A 17,390-nucleotide genomic window follows, 5' to 3' on the forward strand; every position below is an offset into this window, starting at 1 on the left:
GTCAGTCCAGCCCGAGCACGAGCGCCGGCCCGTGCCCCGTCGGGCCCACCACGGTCGCCTCGACGCCCGGGTGGTGGGCGGCCAGGTGCGCCACGATCCCGTCGACGATGCCGTCGTGGGCCGTGTCCTGGAGCAGGACCGTCAGGCTCTCGCCCGCCGTGGCGCGTGGTGAGCGCAGCAGGGTCTCGACGGCGTCGGTCACCGACTGCGGGGCGGCGACGTCGATCGTCCGCACGTCGAGCCGCGCCAGGGCGGCCTGCGCGGCCGAGCACCCGAGGGACGTGGGCCCGGCGCCGGCCAGCGCCAGCGAGCCGACGCAGGCGCGCATCTCGTCGCACGCGTCGAGCACGTCGACCACCACGCCCGGGGGCTGCAGCAGCACGGCCTCGTCGCGCTCGACACCGCTGCCCGGCAGCAGCACCACGTGCGTCGCGCCCGTGTCCGTGACCGCTCGTGCCAGGTGCTCCGTGCGGACCGGGGCCTCGGGACAGCGGACGACGACGACGGCCCCCGAGCTCGCGTACCAGCCGGAGAGGTCCGGCGCGGCGGTGCACACCACGACCCCCCAGCGCTCCGACCCGACCCGACCGGGCAGGGCCGACCCGCCCGCGTGCGCGCCCGCCAGGAGCCGCACCAGGACCTGCTCGCGGCGGCCCAGCGCCGCCCGGGCGATCGCCGCCGCCGGATCGTCGGTGTGGACGTGCACGTGCCACCACCCGTCTCCGCCGACGACCGCCACGGAGTCGCCCAGGCTGCCCATGCGGCTGCGCAGCTCCGCGCCGGTGTCGATCCGTGGACCATCCGGGGCCGCGGACCCGTCGTCGCTGACCAGCAGCATCACCTCGAACGCTCCGCCGGTCGCCTCCACCGACGCGTGCTGCGCGGAGGTCGTCGGGAGCCAGTCGAGCGGGACCCGCGCCGGCCGCTCGTCGTCCACCGCACGCGCCAGCGCGTCGAGCACGACGACGAGCGCGCACGCCCCCGCGTCGAGGACCCGGGCGGCGCGCAGCGTGGGGTGCAGGCCGCTGATCCGGCCGAGCGAGCGCAGCGCCTCGGCCACCGCCTCGGCCAGCGTGGTGGGCAGGTCCGCGCCGGCATCGGCCGCCGTGCGGGCCGTCGCCGCGACGACGTCGGCGAGCGTGAGCACCGTGCCCTCCTGGGGCTCGGCCGTCGCCTCGCGCGCGGCCCGCGCCGCCACGTCGAGGCAGCGCGCCACCTCCGGGGCGCCCGCACCGTCCGGCAGCGCACGCGCGAAGCCGGTCAGGTACTGGCTGACGATGACGCCGGAGTTGCCCCGCGCGGCGATCAGCGCACCTCGGGCGAAGGCGCGAGCCACCTCGGTGACCGGGGCGCCCAGCGGGACACGCTCGACCGCCTCGAGGCCGCCGACGACGGTCAGCAGGACGTTCGTCCCGGTGTCCGAGTCCGCCACCGGGAACACGTTGACGGCGTCGATCCGGTCCGCCGCCTCGTCCAGGGCGGAGCGAGCAGTGGCCGCCCAGGCGCGCACCGCCGCAGCGTCGAGCAGGTCCACCGCACCTCCGTCGTCTCGCACCTGGCCGACCCCGCAGCCGGGTCGCCGGTGCGCGGTCGACGACCACCCTGCCTCATCGGGCCCACATTTGGGTCGGCGTCCGCGATGGGCTAGTCTTGACCGGTTGCCCGGCCATGCTGGGCACTGGTGGTGCCCGATCGCGGCCCCCGAGTCCACACCCGGAAACGGTACGGAGTCGGTGTCGTGCGTGCCCCCCGACACACATGACTTCGCCGCACACGCGGCACATGATCCGCAAAGAGCAACAGGAGAAGACCGTGGCTGCCAACTGCGACGTCTGCGCCAAGGGCCCGAGCTTCGGGCACAGCATCTCGCACTCGCACGTGCGCACGAAGCGGCGCTGGAACCCGAACATCCAGCGCGTGCGTGCCGTCGTCGCGGGGACGCCCAAGCGTCTCAACGTGTGCACGTCGTGCCTCAAGGCCGGCAAGGTGCAGCGCGCCGTCTGACCTCGTCCGACGCATCGAAGGCCCGTGAGGTTCTCACCTCACGGGCCTTCGTCATGCCCGGTCCGTGTGGCAGGGTGACGTCCATGGTCGAGCAGCTGGACGAGGTGACGATCCGGACCGCCAGCGAGGGGGACGCCGCAGAGATCGCGTCGGTGCACGTCCGCTCGTGGCAGGAGGCGTACGCGGGGATCGTGCCCGACGCCTACCTCGCCTCCCTGGACGCGGAGGAGCGCACCGCGATGTGGCGGGAGTACCTGCGCGACGGGCCCGCCGAGGAGATCCGCACCTGGGTGGCGCTCAGCGCCGACCGGGTGATCGGCTTCATCACCGTCGGTCCCAGCCGCGACGAGGACGCGCGTCGCGGCGACCGGGAGATCTACTCCATCTACCTCGACCCCGGCATGTGGGGTCACGGCGTGGCCCGCGACCTGATGCGGACCGTGATCGCCGACATCGGCGAGCGGACCACCGTCACGCTGTGGGTGCTCGCGGACAACGAGCGGGCGCGCCACTTCTACCGGCGCCACGGCTTCCACGCCGACGGTGTCGAGCGCTTCGACGAGATCGGCGGCGAGAACCTGCTGGAGGTCCGCTACCGCCGCGGCTGACGCTCCCTCAGCCCGCCCTCAGCCGGCGAAGTGGTCCCAGCCGGATGCCGCGGGCGCCGGTTCCCCGTCGACGTGCACGCCCGCACCCGCCCGGACCCGACCGACGGGCCGGAACGCGTCGGGCAGCGCGCAGCCGGGTGGGAAGGCGGCCAACAGCCCGTGGTCCTCCCCGCCGTCCAGGACCCAGCGCTGCGCCACCGCACCGAGCGTGTCAGCGGCCGCACGCAGCCGCTCCTGGTCCTGACGGAACGCTGCACTGTCCAGCTCGATCCGTACCCCGCTCGCGCGCGCCATGCGGCCCGCGTCGCGCAGCAGCCCGTCGGACACGTCGAGCATCGCGCTCGCCCCCGCGGACGCAGCCTCGGGGCCGGCGGCCACGGGCGCCACGGGCCGCAGGTGCGCGGCCACGAGCTCGGGATCGACGTCGGCGCGTCCGGCCTCCAGCAGCGCGAGACCCGCCGCGGACCGACCCGCCACGCCCGCGTGCGCCAGGAGGTCCCCGGCGCGGGCGCCCGAACGCAGCACGGGTGCCCGTCCGCCGAGGTCGCCGTGCGCCGTGACGGCCACGACCACCGCGGGCCCCCCGGACAGGTCACCGCCCACGACGCCGACGCCGAGCGGCAGGCACTCCGCGGCGAGCCCGCGCGCCAAGCCCTCCACCCAGGAGACGGGCAGGTCGCCGGGGATCACCAGCGCGGCGACGAGGCTCGTGGGGCTCGCACCCATCGCCGCCACGTCGGCCAGGTTCTGCACCGCGGCGCGACGGCCGACGTCCTGCCCCGACGACCACGCCCGGCGGAAGTGCCGATCCTCCACCAGGACGTCGGTGGTGACGACGAACCGGCCGTCCGGTGCGGCCACCACCGCGGCGTCGTCGCCGGGCGGTACGAGGGTCTGCTCTCCCCGCGGCAGCAGCGGGAGGATCCGAGCGAGCAGGCCGTCCTCGGACAGCTCGCGGACGAGGGGGCCGTCGGACGCGGGCGGGGTGTCGGCGGTCACCCGCACACGGTAGAGGCTCGGCGCGGTGCACGGGTTACCGTGAGGAGGTGCCCCGGATACGCCGTCGACTGCAGCTGATCACCCCCGTCGCCGGCCTGCTGGCCCTGGGCGGCTGCGCCGCCGCCGTTCCCGCGCAGGTGGCGCCGCACGCGACCGACCCCGTGTGCGCGAGCGTCGTCCTGGCCGCGCCCGAGTCCCTCGGCGAAGGCCTGCCCCGGCGGGACACCAACGCCCAGGCGACGACCGCGTGGGGTGACACGTCCGCACCTGTCGTCCTGCGGTGCGGCGTGGAGCCCCCCGGTCCCACCACCGAGCGCTGCGAGAGCGTCGAGACGCCGGGCGGTGTCCGGGTCGACTGGATCGTGGTCGAGGGTGACGACGGCTGGACGTTCACCACCTACGGGCGCGAGCCCGCCGTCGAGCTGCACGTGCCGGCGCAGGTGGCGGCCGAGCGGTCGACCGCGTTCGTCGACCAGCTCGGCAGCGCCGTCTCGCTGACGGAGCAGCTCCGCTCCTGCGTGTAGCGGCTCAGCGCCCGTACTGGGCAGCGACCGGACAGTCGAAGGCGCCGCGGTCCGCGAGGCCGACCCGGTTGAGGTAGCTGACGATGATCTTGTACGACCGGAAGAACCCGACCTCGGTGTACTTGACGTCGAGCTTTTCGCAGTAGTCCCGGACGACCGGCTGCACCAGCTTGAGGTTGGGCCGCGGCATGCTCGGGAACAGGTGGTGCTCGACCTGGTAGTTCAGGCCACCCATCATGAAGTCGACGGCGATACCGCCCCGGATGTTCCGGGAGGTCAGCACCTGACGGCGCAGGAAGTCCACCTTCATCCCGGCCGGGATGATCGGCATGCCCTTGTGGTTGGGCGCGAACGAGCCGCCGAGCAGGACGCCGAACAGCGCCATCTGCACCGCGATGAACGCGACCGCCTTGCCGGGCGGCAGCAGCAGGAACAGGGCCACCGGGTACGCCACGAGCCGGGTGACCACCATCGGCAGCTCGACCCAGCGGTGCTGCACTGGCTCCTTGCTCAGCAGCAGCCGCAGGCTCGACACGTGCAGGCTCAGGCCCTCGAGCGTCAGGAGGGGGAAGAAGAACCAGCCCTGGTTGCGGCCGAACCAGCCGCTGAAGCCGGTGCGGGTGTCCAGCACGTCTGCCGTCCAGACGACGACTCCGGGAGCGATGTCGGGGTCCGAGCCCTGCTGGTTCGGCGAGGCGTGGTGCCGGTTGTGCTTGCTGCGCCACCACGAGGCGCTGAGCCCGGCGAAGCCGCAGGCCCAGATGCGTGCCGCCCAGTCGTTCCACGCACCCGACGTGAAGATCTGCCGGTGCGCGCTGTCGTGGCCGAGGAAGGCGACCTGCGTCAGCACGACCGCGAAGGCGGCGGCGACCGCGAGCTGCCACCACGAGTCACCGACGAGCACGACGGCGACCCAGATCCCCGCGAACGCGGCGGCGGTCGCGACCATGCGCGTCCAGTAGTACCCGTAGCGGCGCTTCAGCAGGCCCGACTCGCGCACGTAGGCGGCCAGCGCGGTGTAGTCCTGCGCGTTCCTGGCGGCACGGGGTGCCGTGGTCGACGGCGACACGGGCGCGCTCACGCGGCGCTACCGGGCGCGGACTCGACGAGCAGGGGTCGCGACGGGGCGACTCGGGTGGCGGCCATGACGGTCACAACCAATCTGCAGGGAGCCGTCACAGCGTGTCGGCCAGGCGGCGCACTCCCGGTCGAGAGTGCGGGTGGGACACCGGTACGACGTCCCGACCGTGACGGTGCGACCGGCGAGCAGGGGGTCGTCGTCGCCGTACGCCCCGTCACGAGTTCCCGAAGCGTAACCTGCGTCACGCCGGACGTCCCGTCGGCTCAGCGAAGCCCGGTCGGACGTGCCAGAGCGAGCCGGAGAAGCTCGTCGACCAGCTCCGCGTAGGCGACGCCGGAGGCCTCCCACATGCGCGGGAACATCGAGTGCGAGGTGAACCCGGGCATCGTGTTGATCTCGTTGACGACCACGTCGCCCTCCGGGGTCACGAACACGTCGACGCGCGCGAGACCCTCGCAGCCGACGGCCTCGAACGTCCGCACCGCCACGTCGCGCACCGCCTCGACGATCGGCTCGGGCAGGTCCGCCGGGCAGGCCAGGGTGACGCCGGCCTCGTCCAGGTACTTGGCCTCGAAGTCGTAGAACGCGTGCCGGTGGTCCGTGACGACGATCTCGCCCGGCAGGGACGCCCGCGGGCGGTCGCCGTCGTGGCCGCCGAGCACGCCGCACTCGATCTCCCGACCGACGATCGCGGCCTCGACGATCACCTTGGGGTCGTGCTCGCGGGCGGCGGCGATCGCGGCGGGCAGGTCGGCCAGGTCAGTGACCCGCGAGATGCCCAGGCTGGAGCCCGCTCTCGCCGGCTTGACGAACAGGGGAAGCCCCAGCTCGGCGATCCGGGCGGTCACCGCGTCGGCGTCGCGCTCCAGCTCGCCGGGGAGGACCACGCGGAACGGGCCGACCGGCAGACCGTGGCCCTCCAGGACGAGCTTCATCATGTGCTTGTCCATGCCGACCGCGGATGCGAGGACCCCCGCGCCCACGTACCGCACGTCGGCCAGCTCGAGCATGCCCTGCAGCGTGCCGTCCTCGCCGAACGGGCCGTGCAGCAGGGGGAAGACCACGTCGACCTCACCGAGCACGCGCGGGAGCCTGCCCGGTTCCAGCACCTGGACGTCGCGGTCGTCGACCGCCTGCGGGAGCAGCACGTGCGCCGCGGTGTCCTCCACCTGCGGCAGGCGGCCGTCCGTGATCGCCCAGCGGTCGGGGTCGTCGTCGGCGAGCACCCAGCGACCGGCGGGCGTGATGCCCACGGCCAGGACGTCGTAGCGGTCACGGTCGATGGCGCGCAGCACGCCGCCGGCGGTGGCACAGCTGATCGCGTGCTCGCCCGACCGGCCTCCGAAGAGAACCATCACGCGGGGGCGGCGACCGGGGGTCGGCGCGGGGGTGTCGTCGTGGCCCGAGGGCTCAGGGGTGGCGTCCATCGCGCCCGACCCTACCGTCGGCGGGCCCGTCGCCCGCACCGCGCGGCGGGCGGCGCGCGACTCGCCGGTCTGCCCACGCAGCGCGCTCGGACGGCCCCCTCAGCGCCGCCGCGGGTAACCTGCGACGGTGACCTCGCCGAGCCCGTCGCCCACCCCCGAGGACGCCGCCGACGCCCTGAGTCCCGCGACCCTCGCCGTGTCCGCCGGACGACCGGCCCGCAGCCAGGGCGCCCCCGTCAACGCGCCGCTGGTGCTCTCCTCGACCTTCGTGTCCCAGGGCGTCCCGGAGCCGGGCGAGCCGCTGTACGGCCGGATGGATGCCACGACGTGGCACCCCTTCGAGGAGGCGCTCGGCACGCTCGAGGGCTCCGCACACCCCGCGCTCGTCTACTCGTCGGGGATGAGCGCCATCGCCGCGGCCCTGTCGCTCGTCCCGCCCGGCGGCCGGCTCGTCCTGCCCCGCCACTCCTACCAGGTGACTCTCGGGTACGCGCGGGACCTGGCGGAACGGCTCGGTGTCGACGTCGCGCTCGTCGACATCGACGACACCGCCGCCGTGGCCGCCGCGCTCGCGTCACCCCGGCCGGCCTCGATGCTCTGGGTGGAGACGCCGACGAACCCCATGCTCGAGGTCGCCGACCTGCCGGCGCTGGTCGAGGCGGCGCACGCGGTCGGCGCGCTGGTAGGCGTCGACAACACGTTCGCCACTCCCCTGGTCCAGCGGCCCCTGGAGCACGGCGCCGACGTCGTCGTCCACTCGGTGACCAAGTACCTCGCCGGTCACACCGACGTCGTGCTCGGGGCGGCACTGGCCGACGACGCGGCCCTGCACGCGCGGCTGCACGCCTACCGGACGCTGCACGGCTCGATCGCGGGGCCGTTCGAGGTCTGGCTCGCGCTGCGCGGCCTGCGCACGCTCGCGCTGCGGGTCGAGCGCGCCCAGGCCAGCGCCGCCGAGCTGGCCCGGCGGCTCAGCACGCACCCCGGCGTCGCCGAGGTCCGGCACCCGAGCCTGCCGACGGACCCCGGGCACGAGCGTGCCGCGCGGCTGATGACCGGGTTCGGGTCGATCATCGGGCTCCGTCCGCACGGCGGTCCGGACGCCGCGGACGGGGTCGTGGCGGCGCTTCAGCTCTGGGTGCCCGCCACGAGCCTCGGCGGGGTGGAGTCGATGCTCGAGCGCCGACGCCGGTTCGCCACCGAGTCGCTCACCGTGCCGGAGGACCTGCTGCGGCTGTCGGTCGGCATCGAGGACGTCGAGGACCTCTGGCGGGACCTCGACCGGGCGCTGCGGTCGGTCTAGGCGCCCTCGGCCTTGTGCGGCCGGGCGAGCAGGAGCGGGGCCAGCTGGTCGACGGGCAGGCCCTCGTGCAGCACCTGGACGACGGCCGACGTGATCGGCATCTCGACACCCAGCGACGTGGCGAGCTCGAGGACCGACCGGCACGACTTCACACCCTCGGCGGTGCCCCCGGTGGCGGAGATCGCCTCGTCGAGCGTCATGCCGCGGCCGATGTGACCGCCGAGCGTGTGGTTGCGCGAGTCGGGCGACGCGCACGTGGCCATGAGGTCGCCGAGGCCGGCCAGGCCCGGGAACGTGTCGGCGTCGGCGCCCAGGGCCAGCCCCAGCCGGGTGATCTCGACCAGCCCGCGCGTGATGACCGTCGCCATGGTGTTGAAGCCCAGGCCGCGGCCCTGCGAGATGCCGACGGCGAGCGCGATGACGTTCTTCACGGCGCCGCACAGCTCGACGCCGACGACGTCGTCGTTGGTGTACGGCCGGAAGTACGCGGACGCGCACGCGCGGGCGACCAGCTGGGCAGTGGCGTCGCTGGTGGAGGCCACCACCGTCGCGGTCGGCTGCCGGCGGGCGATCTCGAGCGCGAGGTTCGGCCCGGACACCACGGCGATGCGGTGCGCGGGGATCGCGAGCGACTCGGCGACGACCTCGCTCATGCGACGGTCGGTCGACAGCTCGACACCCTTCATGAGCGAGACGGCCACGGCGTGGCTCGCGACGGCGTCGGCCAGCGGCGTGAGTGTCGCACGCGCGCTCTGCGAGGGGATGGCGACCGCGACGACGTCCGCCCCGGCGAGCACGGCCCGGGGGTCGCTCGACGCGGTGACCGCCGCGGGCAGCTCGATCCCCGGCAGGTAGGCCTCGTTGCGCCGCTCGTCGGCGATCTGCCGGCAGACCTTCTCGTCGCGTCCCCAGACGACGACGTCGCAGCCGGCGTCCGCCATCACGGCGGCGAAGGTCGTCCCCCAGGCGCCGGCACCCAGGACGGCCGCACGCAGGCGGGGTGCGCCGGCCGCGGGGAGGTCCTGCGTCACCCGGTCCGCGGTCACGCCGGCTCCGTGCCGGTCGGGTCGGCACCCGGACGCTCGACGCGTGTCGCCGGCTTGCGCATGTCGTAGCGGACCGACGGCGGGGTCCCGCCGCGGACGCCCGCCAGGAGGACCGTGATCGCGTCCATCACGCGCTCGGTCGCCTCACGCAACGTCGCGGTGTCCTGCGGTCGCCCGTACAGGTCGTCCAGCACCACGGGCGGGCCCGCCACGATGGTGATCTTCTTGCGCGGGATCGGCTTGAGCACCTTGCCGTACCGGGCCAGCAGCAGCTGGGGACCCCACTGGGCGACCGGGATGACCGGTGCCTGCGTGGTGAGCGCGAGCCGCGCGATCCCCGTCTTGCCGACCATCGGCCACAGGTCCGGGTCCCGGGTCAGCGTTCCCTCCGGGAACACCGCGACGACGTCGCCGTCCTGGATCGCCGTGACCGCGGCCGTGAGCGACTCCCCCGCCGATGCCGTGTTCCGGAACACCGGGATCTGCCCCGTCGCGCGCAGCACTTGTCCCAGCACGGGCACCGAGAACAGCGAGGCCTTGGCCAGGACCTTGGGCGCGACGCCGTTGTCCCACAGGAAGTGCGCGAACGTCAGCGGGTCGATGTTGGTCATGTGGTTCGCCGCCACGATGAACCCACCCTCGCGCGGGAAGTTCTCGGTGCCGCTCCAGTCCGGGCGGGTCATCGCACCCAGGACAGGCCGCACGATGCGGGCGACGTTGCGAAAGGCGCGATTGGATCTGGCCGGCGGATGCACGGGAGCCGATGCTACCTGTCAGTCGCGACTGAACTCGGCGCCCAGAGCCTCGAGCTTCGCGGTGAAACGCTCGTACCCGCGGTCGATGAGGCTGATGCCCCGCACGGACGACGTGCCCTTGGCGGCGAGCGCCGCGATCAGGTGGCTGAACCCCCCGCGCAGGTCGGGCACCTCGATGTCCGCCGCGGCCAGCGGGGTCGGGCCCGAGATCACCGCGGAGTGGAAGAAGTTGCGCTGACCGAACCGGCACGGCCGCCCGCCGAGGCACTCCTTGTACACCTGGATCGTCGCCCCCATGCCGACCAGGGCCTCGGTGAACCCGAAGCGGTTCTCGTAGACCGTCTCGTGCACGATCGACAGCCCCGTGGCCTGCGTGAGCGCGACGACGAGAGGCTGCTGCCAGTCCGTCATGAAGCCGGGGTGCACGTCCGTCTCGAGGGTGATCGAGCGCAGGTCGCCACCGGGGTGGAAGAACCGGATGCCGGTGTCGTCGATCGCGAACTCGCCGCCGACCTTGCGGAACGTGTTCAGGAACGTGGTCATCTCGGGCTGCGTCGCACCGCGCACGTAGATGTCACCGCCGGTGGCAAGGGCCGCGGACGCCCACGACGCGGCCTCGATCCGGTCCGACAGCGCGGTGTGCTGATACCCGACCAGGCGGTCGACCCCCTCGATCCGGATCACCCGGTCGGTGTCCACGGAGATCATCGCGCCCATCTTCTGCAGCACGTTGATGAGGTCCATGATCTCCGGCTCGATGGCCGCGTTCGCCAGCTCGGTGACGCCTTCCGCCCGCACCGCCGTGAGCAGCAGCTGCTCGGTGGCCCCCACGCTCGGGTAGGGCAGCGCGATCTTGGTCCCCTGCAGCCGTCGCGGCGCCCGGATGTGGATGCCGTTGTCGGTCTTGTCCACCACCGCACCGAACTGCCGCAGGATGTCGAGGTGGTAGTTGATCGGACGGTCGCCGATGCGGCATCCACCGAGGTCCGGGATGAACGCCTCGCCCAACCGGTGCAGCAGCGGTCCGCAGAACAGGATCGGGATGCGGCTGGACCCCGCGTGGGTGTCGATGTCCGCGACGTGCGCCGACTCGACGTCCGTCGGGTCCAGGTGCAGGACCCCCGACTCGGCGTCGGCGTCCACCTTCACGCCGTGCAGCTCCAGGAGCCCGGTCACCACGGCGACGTCCCGGATCTGCGGGACGTTGCGCAGCACGCTCGGCGTCTCGCCCAGCAGGGCGGCGACCATGGCCTTGGAGACGAAGTTCTTGGCGCCGCGGACGGTGATCTCGCCGGCGAGCGGGTTGCCGCCGTTGACATAGAGCAGATCGGTCATCGAACCATCGTCTCCCACCCGAAGGCGTGCTGCTGACCGTACCCGCGCCGCCACGCCGGACCGGTGCGGGACCTCACATGGCCGCGGCCGGGCGTCACGACTTCTTGCCGCGACCCTTGCCGTCCTTCTGGTTCTTCTTGGCCTGCTTCTTGCCGTGCTTCTTGGCGTCCGCCTTCTTGGCGTCAGACTTCTTGGCGTCGGCCTTCTTCGCGTCGGCCTTCTTCGCGTCGGCCTTCTTCGCGTCGGCCTTCTTCGCGTCGGCCTTCTTCGCGTCGGCCTTCTTCGCGTCGGCCTTCTTCGCGTCGGCCTTCTCGCCGCGGACCTTCGTGGCGTCAGACCTGGCAGCGGTCGTCGTGCCGGTCTTGCCGTCGGCCTTCGTGGCCGGCGCCTCGGGCGCCACGTCGGCCGTGGGCGCTGCCTCGGCCGACGCCCCGGCCTGGGCCGGACCGCCCAGCCCCTGCACCGAGCTCAGGTCCGCGACGGCGCCGTGGGTCCCGGTGCCCGCGGTCCCGGGTCCGCCGGCCACCCGCGCCCGCAAGGTCGCGCCGGGACGGAACCGGGCGACCGTGGTGGCCGGAACCTCCAACGGCTCGCCGGTCCGCGGGTTGCGGGCGGTGCGGGCTCCGCGCCCGGCCGCCTCGAACGTCCCGAAACCGGTGAACGTCACCCGCTCGCCGGACGCGAGCGCCGCGGTGATCTCGTCGAGCACCGCGTCGACGGCGGCGGCCGCCGCCGGGCGGGTCGCCCCTCGTGCTGCGATCCGGTCAGCGATCTGAGCCTTGCCCACCATGGCGGTTCCCCTCGTCCACGGCGCGCACCGCACCGTACGGTCCACAGGCTAGCCACGCCGCCCCTGCGACGGGCCGCCGGAGCAGGCGACCCGCCGGTGTCAGGGTCGGCGGCCGATCTCGACCGGCACCCCGACCGGCCGGGCCGCGACGATCTCGGCCGGGGGCAGGTGCTTGGCCGGCAGCGTCGCCGGACGCCACGACTCGCGGTGCGACTCGAACTCGGAGATCTCGTCCGCGTGCGCGAGCGTCAGCCCGATGTCGTCGAGGCCCTCCATGAGGCGCCAGCGGGTGTAGTCGTCGACGTGGAAGGGCACCACGACGTCGCCGCACGTGATCGTTCGGGACTCGAGGTCGACCGTCACCTCCGTGCCCGGTCGCGTCTCGAGGATCTTCCAGATGAGCTCGATGTCCTCCTGCGCGGCCTGGGCGGCGAGCAGGCCCTGCTTGCCGGAGTTGCCGCGGAAGATGTCCGCGAAGCGGTTCGAGATGACGACCTTGAAGCCGTAGTCCTTCAGGGCCCACACCGCGTGCTCGCGCGAGGAGCCCGTGCCGAAGTCGGGACCCGCGACGAGCACCGAGCCGCTCGCGTACGCCTCCTGGTTCAGGACGAACGCCGGGTCGCCGCGCCAGGCGGCGAACAGCGCGTCCTCGAACCCCGTGCGCGTCACGCGCTTGAGGTAGACGGCGGGGATGATCTGGTCGGTGTCGACGTTGCTGCGGCGCAGCGGGACGCCCACGCCGGTGTGCTGGCGGAACTTCTCCATCAGTCTTCTCGCTTCCTGGGTCAGACCGTCTGGAGGTCGGTGAGGGGGCTGCCGTCGGGCGCCGCGAAGTCGGCCTCGAGGTCGGCGAACGACGAGAGGGTGCCGCGGATCGCGGTCGCCGCGGCGACGAGCGGCGAGACCAGGTGCGTGCGGCCGCCCTTGCCCTGACGGCCCTCGAAGTTCCGGTTGGAGGTGGACGCCGAGCGCTCCCCCGGCGCCAGCTGGTCCGGGTTCATGCCCAGACACATCGAGCACCCGGCGTTGCGCCACTCGGCGCCGAAGTCGAGGAAGATCCTGTCCAGCCCCTCGGCCTCCGCCTGCAGGCGCACGCGGGCCGAAGCCGGCACCACGAGCACGCGCACATCGTCCGCCTTGCGCTTTCCCCGGACGACCTTGGCGACCGACCGCAGGTCCTCGATGCGCCCGTTGGTGCACGAGCCGATGAAGACCGTGTCGACCTTGATCTCGCGCAGCGGCTGGCCCGGCGTCAGACCCATGTACTCGATGGCGCGCTCGGCCGCGACACGCTCGTTCTCGTCCGCGATCTGCTCGGGCACCGGGACCGACCCCGACAGCGGCAGGCCCTGGCCCGGGTTGGTCCCCCAGGTGACGAACGGCTCGAGGTCCTCGGCCTTGAGGACGACCTCGACGTCGAACTCGGCGTCGTCGTCGCTCTTCAGCGTGCTCCAGTACGCCACCGCGGCGTCCCAGTCGGCCCCCTCGGGCGCGTGCGGGCGGCCCTTGAGGTAGTCGAACGTCGTCTCGTCGGGGGCGATCATGCCGGCGCGCGCGCCCGCCTCGATCGACATGTTGCACACGGTCATCCGGGCTTCCATCGACAGCGCGCGGATGGCCTCGCCGCGGTACTCGAGCACGTAGCCCTGCCCGCCGCCGGTGCCGATCTTCGCGATGATCGCCAGGATGATGTCCTTGCTGGTCGCGCCCACGGGCAGCTCGCCGTCGACCGTGATCGCCATGGTCTTGAACGGCGCCAGCGGCAGCGTCTGCGTCGCCAGCACGTGCTCGACCTCGCTCGTGCCGATCCCGAACGCGAGGGCGCCGAACGCCCCGTGCGTCGAGGTGTGCGAGTCGCCGCACACGACCGTCAGACCGGGCTGCGTGAGCCCGAGCTGCGGCCCGACCTGGTGCACGATGCCCTGGTCGGCGTCGCCGAGGGAGTGCAGCCGGATCCCGAACTCGGCCGCGTTGTTGCGCAGCGTCTGGATCTGCGTGCGGCTCGTCTCGTCCGCGATCGGCTGGTCGATGTCGAGCGTCGGCGTGTTGTGGTCCTCGGTCGCCAACGTCAGGTCGGGGCGCCGGACCCCGCGGCCCGCGAGCCGCAGTCCTTCGAACGCCTGCGGGCTCGTCACCTCGTGCACGAGGTGCAGGTCGATGTAGAGGAGGTCGGGCGCCCCGTTCGTGCCCCGTCGCACGACGTGCGCGTCCCAGACCTTCTCCGCCAACGTGCCGGCCATCTCTCGGTCCGTTCTCTCGTCGTCCTGTCGGCCGGGGGTGTGCTTTTCCCAGCTCGTCTGCCGTCGCACTTGCATCTCAGCCTTCGAGACGCCAATATCGACCTATGGACAACTCTAGCGGAGTCGGCGTGCTGGACAAGGCCGCATCCGTTCTCAGCGCTCTCGAGTCGGGACCGGCCACGCTGGCACAGCTCGTCACCGCCACCCACCTCGCCCGCCCCACGGCCCACCGCCTGGCCGTGGCGCTCGAGCACCACCGCCTCGTGGCGCGCGACATGCAGGGACGATTCGTGCTCGGGCCCCGCCTGTCCGAGCTCGCCACCGCCGCCGGCGAGGACCGGCTGCTCGCCGCCGCAGGCCCCGTGCTCGCCGCACTGCGCGACCACACGGGCGAGAGCGCACAGCTGTACCGCCGCCAGGGCGACCAGCGTATCTGCGTGGCCGCGGCCGAACGGCCGATCGGCCTGCGCGACTCCATCCCGGTCGGCGCGACCCTCACCATGCACGCCGGCTCCGCGGCCCAGATCCTGCTGGCCTGGGAGGAGCCCGACCGCCTGCACCGCGGGCTGCAGGGCGCCAAGTTCACCGCGACCATCCTGTCGGGCGTCCGACGCCGCGGGTGGGCGCAGTCCGTCTCCGAGCGAGAGGTCGGCGTCGCCTCCGTGTCCGCCCCCGTGCGCGGGCCGTCGGGCAGGATCGTGGCCGCCGTCTCGGTCTCCGGGCCGCTCGAGCGACTCTCCCGGCAGCCGGGTCGGCTGCACGCCGCCGCAGTCGTCTCGGCAGCCAACCGGCTCACCGAGGTGCTGCGCCGGACGGCGGACTGACGTGGCCGTGCGCGGCGCCGCCGCCTCCCGCCGCCGGCTGCGGCGTCGGGTCGCGGCCGGCGCGGCAGCCGTGGGGCTCGTCCTCGGCGTCGTGCTCGCCCTGCTGGGCGGTGGCGGAGCCGGCGACGCCGCGGTCACCGGCGTCCTGCTGGGTGCTCTTGCGGGCCTCGTCGGCTGGGGCGTGGTCGCCCTGCTGCCCACGTCCTCGTACGGGCCGCCCGGCCAGCACTGAACCGGCGGGAAGCCGACCCGACTGCGTCGCGCACCCCGCCTGCGACGTACGGCTCGGACATGCAGAAGGGCCCGGTCACCGTGGTGACCGGGCCCTTCTGTCATGTACCCCCGACCGGATTCGAACCGGCGCTACCGCCGTGAGAGGGCGGCGTGCTAGGCCGCTACACAACGGGGGCCTATTCGCTGCTCGGCCCGTAGGCCTTGCGTGCGTGTGAACACTCTATCCGATCCTCCGAGGAGGTCGGATCAGCGGTGCTCGCGCTGGGGTACCAGGACTCGAACCTAGACTAACTGAACCAGAATCAGTCGTGCTGCCAATTACACCATACCCCATGGGGGTACAACGCCCGGAGCCTGAGAGTCGCCTGGCGGGGCGAACCCGCAGGCAAACCGGACGTCGTACCGGCGGTGAACATTACCTGAGGCGTGAGGCAGGGTCCAACCAGCCCGACGTGACGAATCCCACGGCGGCGGAGGTCAGCGCGGGATCTGCCCCAGCTCGGACGCGTCGTACCAGAGCAGATCCCGCTCGTCGAGGCGATCCACCGCGGCGTCGTCACCCGCCGCGGCCAGCACGACATCCCCGGCCGCAGCGGGCTCGTCGACGTGCACGCAGATGACGTCGGACTGCGGCACGTCCTGGGTCAGCTCGACCGCGCTGGGCACGTCGTCGTCCGACGACACCTCCCGGACCGCGCCGTCAGGGACATCCACCGACACGACGAGGCGCAGCTGCGGAGCGTCGGGACGCGCGCCGAGGAGCTCGAGCGAGTCGTCGGCCGCGGCGAGCTGCGCCGCGAACTCGAGCCCCTCGTCGTCCTCGTCGGGGAACATCGCACGCAGCGCCGGTGTCACCGCGTGCGCGCGACGGGCCGCGAACGGTCCCGCAGCGGGGTCGAGCTGGTCGAGCGAGGCCGGGAGGTAGATGCGCACCCGGCCAGTGTGCCGCGTGCGCATCGGCGCAGCGATCAGGCGCGCACGGGCTCGGCGACCGGCGCCGGCGCGAGCAGGGCGTCGACCCGCGCCGCAAGGGTGCCCAGCGCGCGGCGCGCCGGCGACCCGGGTGCGGCCTCCCGCAACGTCCTGGCCTCGAGGAGCGCGGTGTCCAGGGCCGGGCGGTCGTCGGGGACGATGCAGGCGTCGGTGACCCCGGCGTACCGCGCGAGCGCGTCGGCGATGGCCTCGGCGGGGTGCGCGCCGGCGACCGACGACCGGACGCGGTTGACCACGACGACCCTGGTTCCGCCCAGGCCCAGGTCGGTGAGCTCCCCCAGCCCCCGGACCAGCCGCTGGATGCCGACGGGGTCCCCGGAGCCGACCACCAGCACGACGTCCGCCGCGTCGAGCGCGCTCAGCGTGGCGGCGTTGCGGCGCGGCGCCCGAGTGTCGTAGCTGAGCACCTCGTCCTGCTCGAGGCAGAAGCCGCAGTCCACGACCGTCCACTGCGCGAGCGCGCGGGCGACGGGCCACACGGCGTCGAGGGACGACGACGGGAGCTCGGGCCACCGGTCGGCCCGCGAGATGCCCGACAGCACCCGTAGGTCCGTCGCGATCGTCGGCGTCAGCCGCGCGAGCGTGTTCAGGTCCAGGGCGCCGTGCCCGGCCGCACGCGCGGCCGCGGCCAGGCCGGGGGCCTCGTCGAGCATCCCGACGACCTGCGCCACGCACCCGCCGTACGTGTCGGCGTCGACCAGCAGGGTGCGCCTGCCCGCGGCGGCCAGCTCGGCCGCGACGTTGACGGCGACCGTGGTCCGGCCCGGGGCGCCCGTCGGCCCCCACACGGCGACCACGAGGCCGCGGGCGGGGGGCCGGACGGCGTCCGGCTGCCCCGCGGGCGGCTCCTCGTCCGGTGCGCTCGCGAGCATGGCCAGCGCCGCGCGGACCACGTCGCCCGCGGACGCCTCGTCGTGCGGCGCGACAGCCACCAGGTCGGCGCCCAGCGTCTCCAGCCGCTCTCCGAGCCACGGCCGCGCCGCGTCACCGATACCCAGCACGCGCACGCCTGCCCGGTGCAGCAGCTCGATCGTCTCGCGGTCGAGCAGGTCCAGGTCGCCGGAGACGACGGCCAGCCGGCCCAGTCCGGCCTCGGCGGCCGCCAGGAGCTCCGTGAGGTCGGCGCACCGCCGCGTCACGCTCAGGCGGCCCCCCGTCTGCTCGACGGCCTGGACGATGATCGCCTCGGCCGAGCCCTGGACGGCGCACAGCACCCCGACGGCCACG

Annotated in this window: 18 protein-coding genes and 2 tRNA genes; 6 read left to right on the top strand and 14 right to left on the bottom strand. The window is 73.6% G+C overall.

Annotation, left to right across the window (positions count from 1 at the left end; translation table 11 throughout):
• Position 1: 1 nt before the first annotated feature.
• Positions 2-1,534 (bottom strand): DAK2 domain-containing protein, encoded by a 1,533-nt coding sequence (locus tag KG102_RS11610; RefSeq protein WP_208288740.1) that lies wholly within the window; start codon positions 1,532-1,534, stop codon positions 2-4.
• Between the two features lie 278 nt (positions 1,535-1,812).
• On the opposite strand from KG102_RS11610, the gene rpmB reads away from it, so the two are divergent.
• Together rpmB and KG102_RS11620 are read left to right on the top strand one after the other, a co-directional pair.
• Entirely contained in the window at positions 1,813-2,004 is a 192-nt protein-coding gene (rpmB, locus tag KG102_RS11615; protein ID WP_029289091.1) for a 50S ribosomal protein L28, read from the top strand.
• An 83-nt stretch (positions 2,005-2,087) separates the two neighbouring features.
• A complete protein-coding gene (locus KG102_RS11620; protein WP_208288738.1) occupies positions 2,088-2,612 on the top strand; it encodes a GNAT family N-acetyltransferase in 525 nt (174 codons plus the stop codon).
• An 18-nt stretch (positions 2,613-2,630) separates the two neighbouring features.
• Here the strand turns inward: KG102_RS11620 and KG102_RS11625 are convergent, their stop codons facing one another.
• Positions 2,631-3,611 (bottom strand): thiamine-phosphate kinase, encoded by a 981-nt coding sequence (locus KG102_RS11625; RefSeq protein WP_208288737.1) that lies wholly within the window; start codon positions 3,609-3,611, stop codon positions 2,631-2,633.
• Positions 3,612-3,658: 47 nt separating this feature from the next.
• Between KG102_RS11625 and KG102_RS11630 the strand changes: the two genes are divergently transcribed.
• The gene (locus KG102_RS11630) at positions 3,659-4,135 is read left to right on the top strand and encodes a DUF3515 domain-containing protein (protein ID WP_307802355.1); all 477 of its coding nucleotides are present in this window, start codon (positions 3,659-3,661) and stop codon (positions 4,133-4,135) included.
• A 4-nt stretch (positions 4,136-4,139) separates the two neighbouring features.
• Here the strand turns inward: KG102_RS11630 and KG102_RS11635 are convergent, their stop codons facing one another.
• Together KG102_RS11635 and KG102_RS11640 are read right to left on the bottom strand one after the other, a co-directional pair.
• A complete protein-coding gene (locus KG102_RS11635; protein WP_249667296.1) occupies positions 4,140-5,216 on the bottom strand; it encodes a fatty acid desaturase family protein in 1,077 nt (358 codons plus the stop codon).
• Between the two features lie 263 nt (positions 5,217-5,479).
• Positions 5,480-6,643 carry a D-alanine--D-alanine ligase family protein gene (locus tag KG102_RS11640; protein WP_208288735.1) on the bottom strand — a complete coding sequence of 388 codons (1,164 nt, stop codon included), beginning with the start codon at positions 6,641-6,643 and terminating at the stop codon, positions 5,480-5,482.
• A gap of 127 nt (positions 6,644-6,770) precedes the next feature.
• Between KG102_RS11640 and KG102_RS11645 the strand changes: the two genes are divergently transcribed.
• Entirely contained in the window at positions 6,771-7,946 is a 1,176-nt protein-coding gene (locus KG102_RS11645) for a trans-sulfuration enzyme family protein (protein WP_249667297.1), read from the top strand.
• Here the strand turns inward: KG102_RS11645 and KG102_RS11650 are convergent.
• The 6 genes from KG102_RS11650 to leuC all read right to left on the bottom strand — a co-directional run bounded on the left by KG102_RS11650 (position 7,943) and on the right by leuC (position 14,112).
• Complete coding sequence (locus KG102_RS11650; RefSeq protein ID WP_249667298.1) at positions 7,943-8,992, bottom strand: NAD(P)H-dependent glycerol-3-phosphate dehydrogenase; 1,050 nt, start codon at positions 8,990-8,992, stop codon at positions 7,943-7,945. The two genes, KG102_RS11645 and KG102_RS11650, sit on opposite strands and share 4 nt — an antisense overlap.
• Positions 8,989-9,747 carry a lysophospholipid acyltransferase family protein gene (locus KG102_RS11655; protein WP_208211551.1) on the bottom strand — a complete coding sequence of 253 codons (759 nt, stop codon included), beginning with the start codon at positions 9,745-9,747 and terminating at the stop codon, positions 8,989-8,991. Before KG102_RS11655 ends, KG102_RS11650 begins: the two co-directional genes overlap by 4 nt.
• Positions 9,748-9,765: 18 nt before the next feature.
• A complete protein-coding gene (murA, locus tag KG102_RS11660) occupies positions 9,766-11,082 on the bottom strand; it encodes a UDP-N-acetylglucosamine 1-carboxyvinyltransferase (RefSeq protein ID WP_208288733.1) in 1,317 nt (438 codons plus the stop codon).
• 94 nt (positions 11,083-11,176) lie between these two features.
• Positions 11,177-11,872, bottom strand: a complete 696-nt coding sequence (locus KG102_RS11665; RefSeq protein ID WP_208288731.1) for an HU family DNA-binding protein — start codon at positions 11,870-11,872, stop codon at positions 11,177-11,179.
• A gap of 99 nt (positions 11,873-11,971) precedes the next feature.
• Positions 11,972-12,637 carry a 3-isopropylmalate dehydratase small subunit gene (leuD, locus tag KG102_RS11670; protein ID WP_208288728.1) on the bottom strand — a complete coding sequence of 222 codons (666 nt, stop codon included), beginning with the start codon at positions 12,635-12,637 and terminating at the stop codon, positions 11,972-11,974.
• Positions 12,638-12,657: 20 nt separating this feature from the next.
• On the bottom strand, positions 12,658-14,112 hold the full coding sequence (gene leuC / locus KG102_RS11675) for a 3-isopropylmalate dehydratase large subunit (protein WP_208211560.1): 1,455 nt from the start codon (positions 14,110-14,112) through the stop codon (positions 12,658-12,660).
• A 104-nt stretch (positions 14,113-14,216) separates the two neighbouring features.
• Between leuC and KG102_RS11680 the strand changes: the two genes are divergently transcribed.
• Both KG102_RS11680 and KG102_RS11685 read left to right on the top strand, forming a co-directional pair.
• A complete protein-coding gene (locus KG102_RS11680) occupies positions 14,217-14,936 on the top strand; it encodes an IclR family transcriptional regulator (protein WP_208211562.1) in 720 nt (239 codons plus the stop codon).
• Between the two features lies 1 nt (position 14,937).
• Entirely contained in the window at positions 14,938-15,168 is a 231-nt protein-coding gene (locus tag KG102_RS11685; RefSeq protein ID WP_208211563.1) for a hypothetical protein, read from the top strand.
• Between the two features lie 105 nt (positions 15,169-15,273).
• On the opposite strand, the gene KG102_RS11690 is transcribed toward KG102_RS11685, so the two are convergent.
• The 4 genes from KG102_RS11690 to KG102_RS11705 all read right to left on the bottom strand — a co-directional run bounded on the left by KG102_RS11690 (position 15,274) and on the right by KG102_RS11705 (position 17,389).
• Positions 15,274-15,346: transfer RNA gene (locus KG102_RS11690), tRNA-Glu, on the bottom strand.
• Between the two features lie 85 nt (positions 15,347-15,431).
• Positions 15,432-15,503, bottom strand: a tRNA-Gln gene (locus KG102_RS11695).
• Between the two features lie 144 nt (positions 15,504-15,647).
• Entirely contained in the window at positions 15,648-16,103 is a 456-nt protein-coding gene (locus KG102_RS11700; protein ID WP_208211564.1) for a DUF6912 family protein, read from the bottom strand.
• Between the two features lie 35 nt (positions 16,104-16,138).
• Complete coding sequence (locus KG102_RS11705) at positions 16,139-17,389, bottom strand: AAA family ATPase (RefSeq protein ID WP_208211566.1); 1,251 nt, start codon at positions 17,387-17,389, stop codon at positions 16,139-16,141.
• Position 17,390: the final 1 nt, after the last annotated feature.

It is taken from the genome of Cellulomonas fengjieae (assembly GCF_018388465.1).
Lineage (GTDB): Bacteria > Actinomycetota > Actinomycetes > Actinomycetales > Cellulomonadaceae > Cellulomonas > Cellulomonas fengjieae.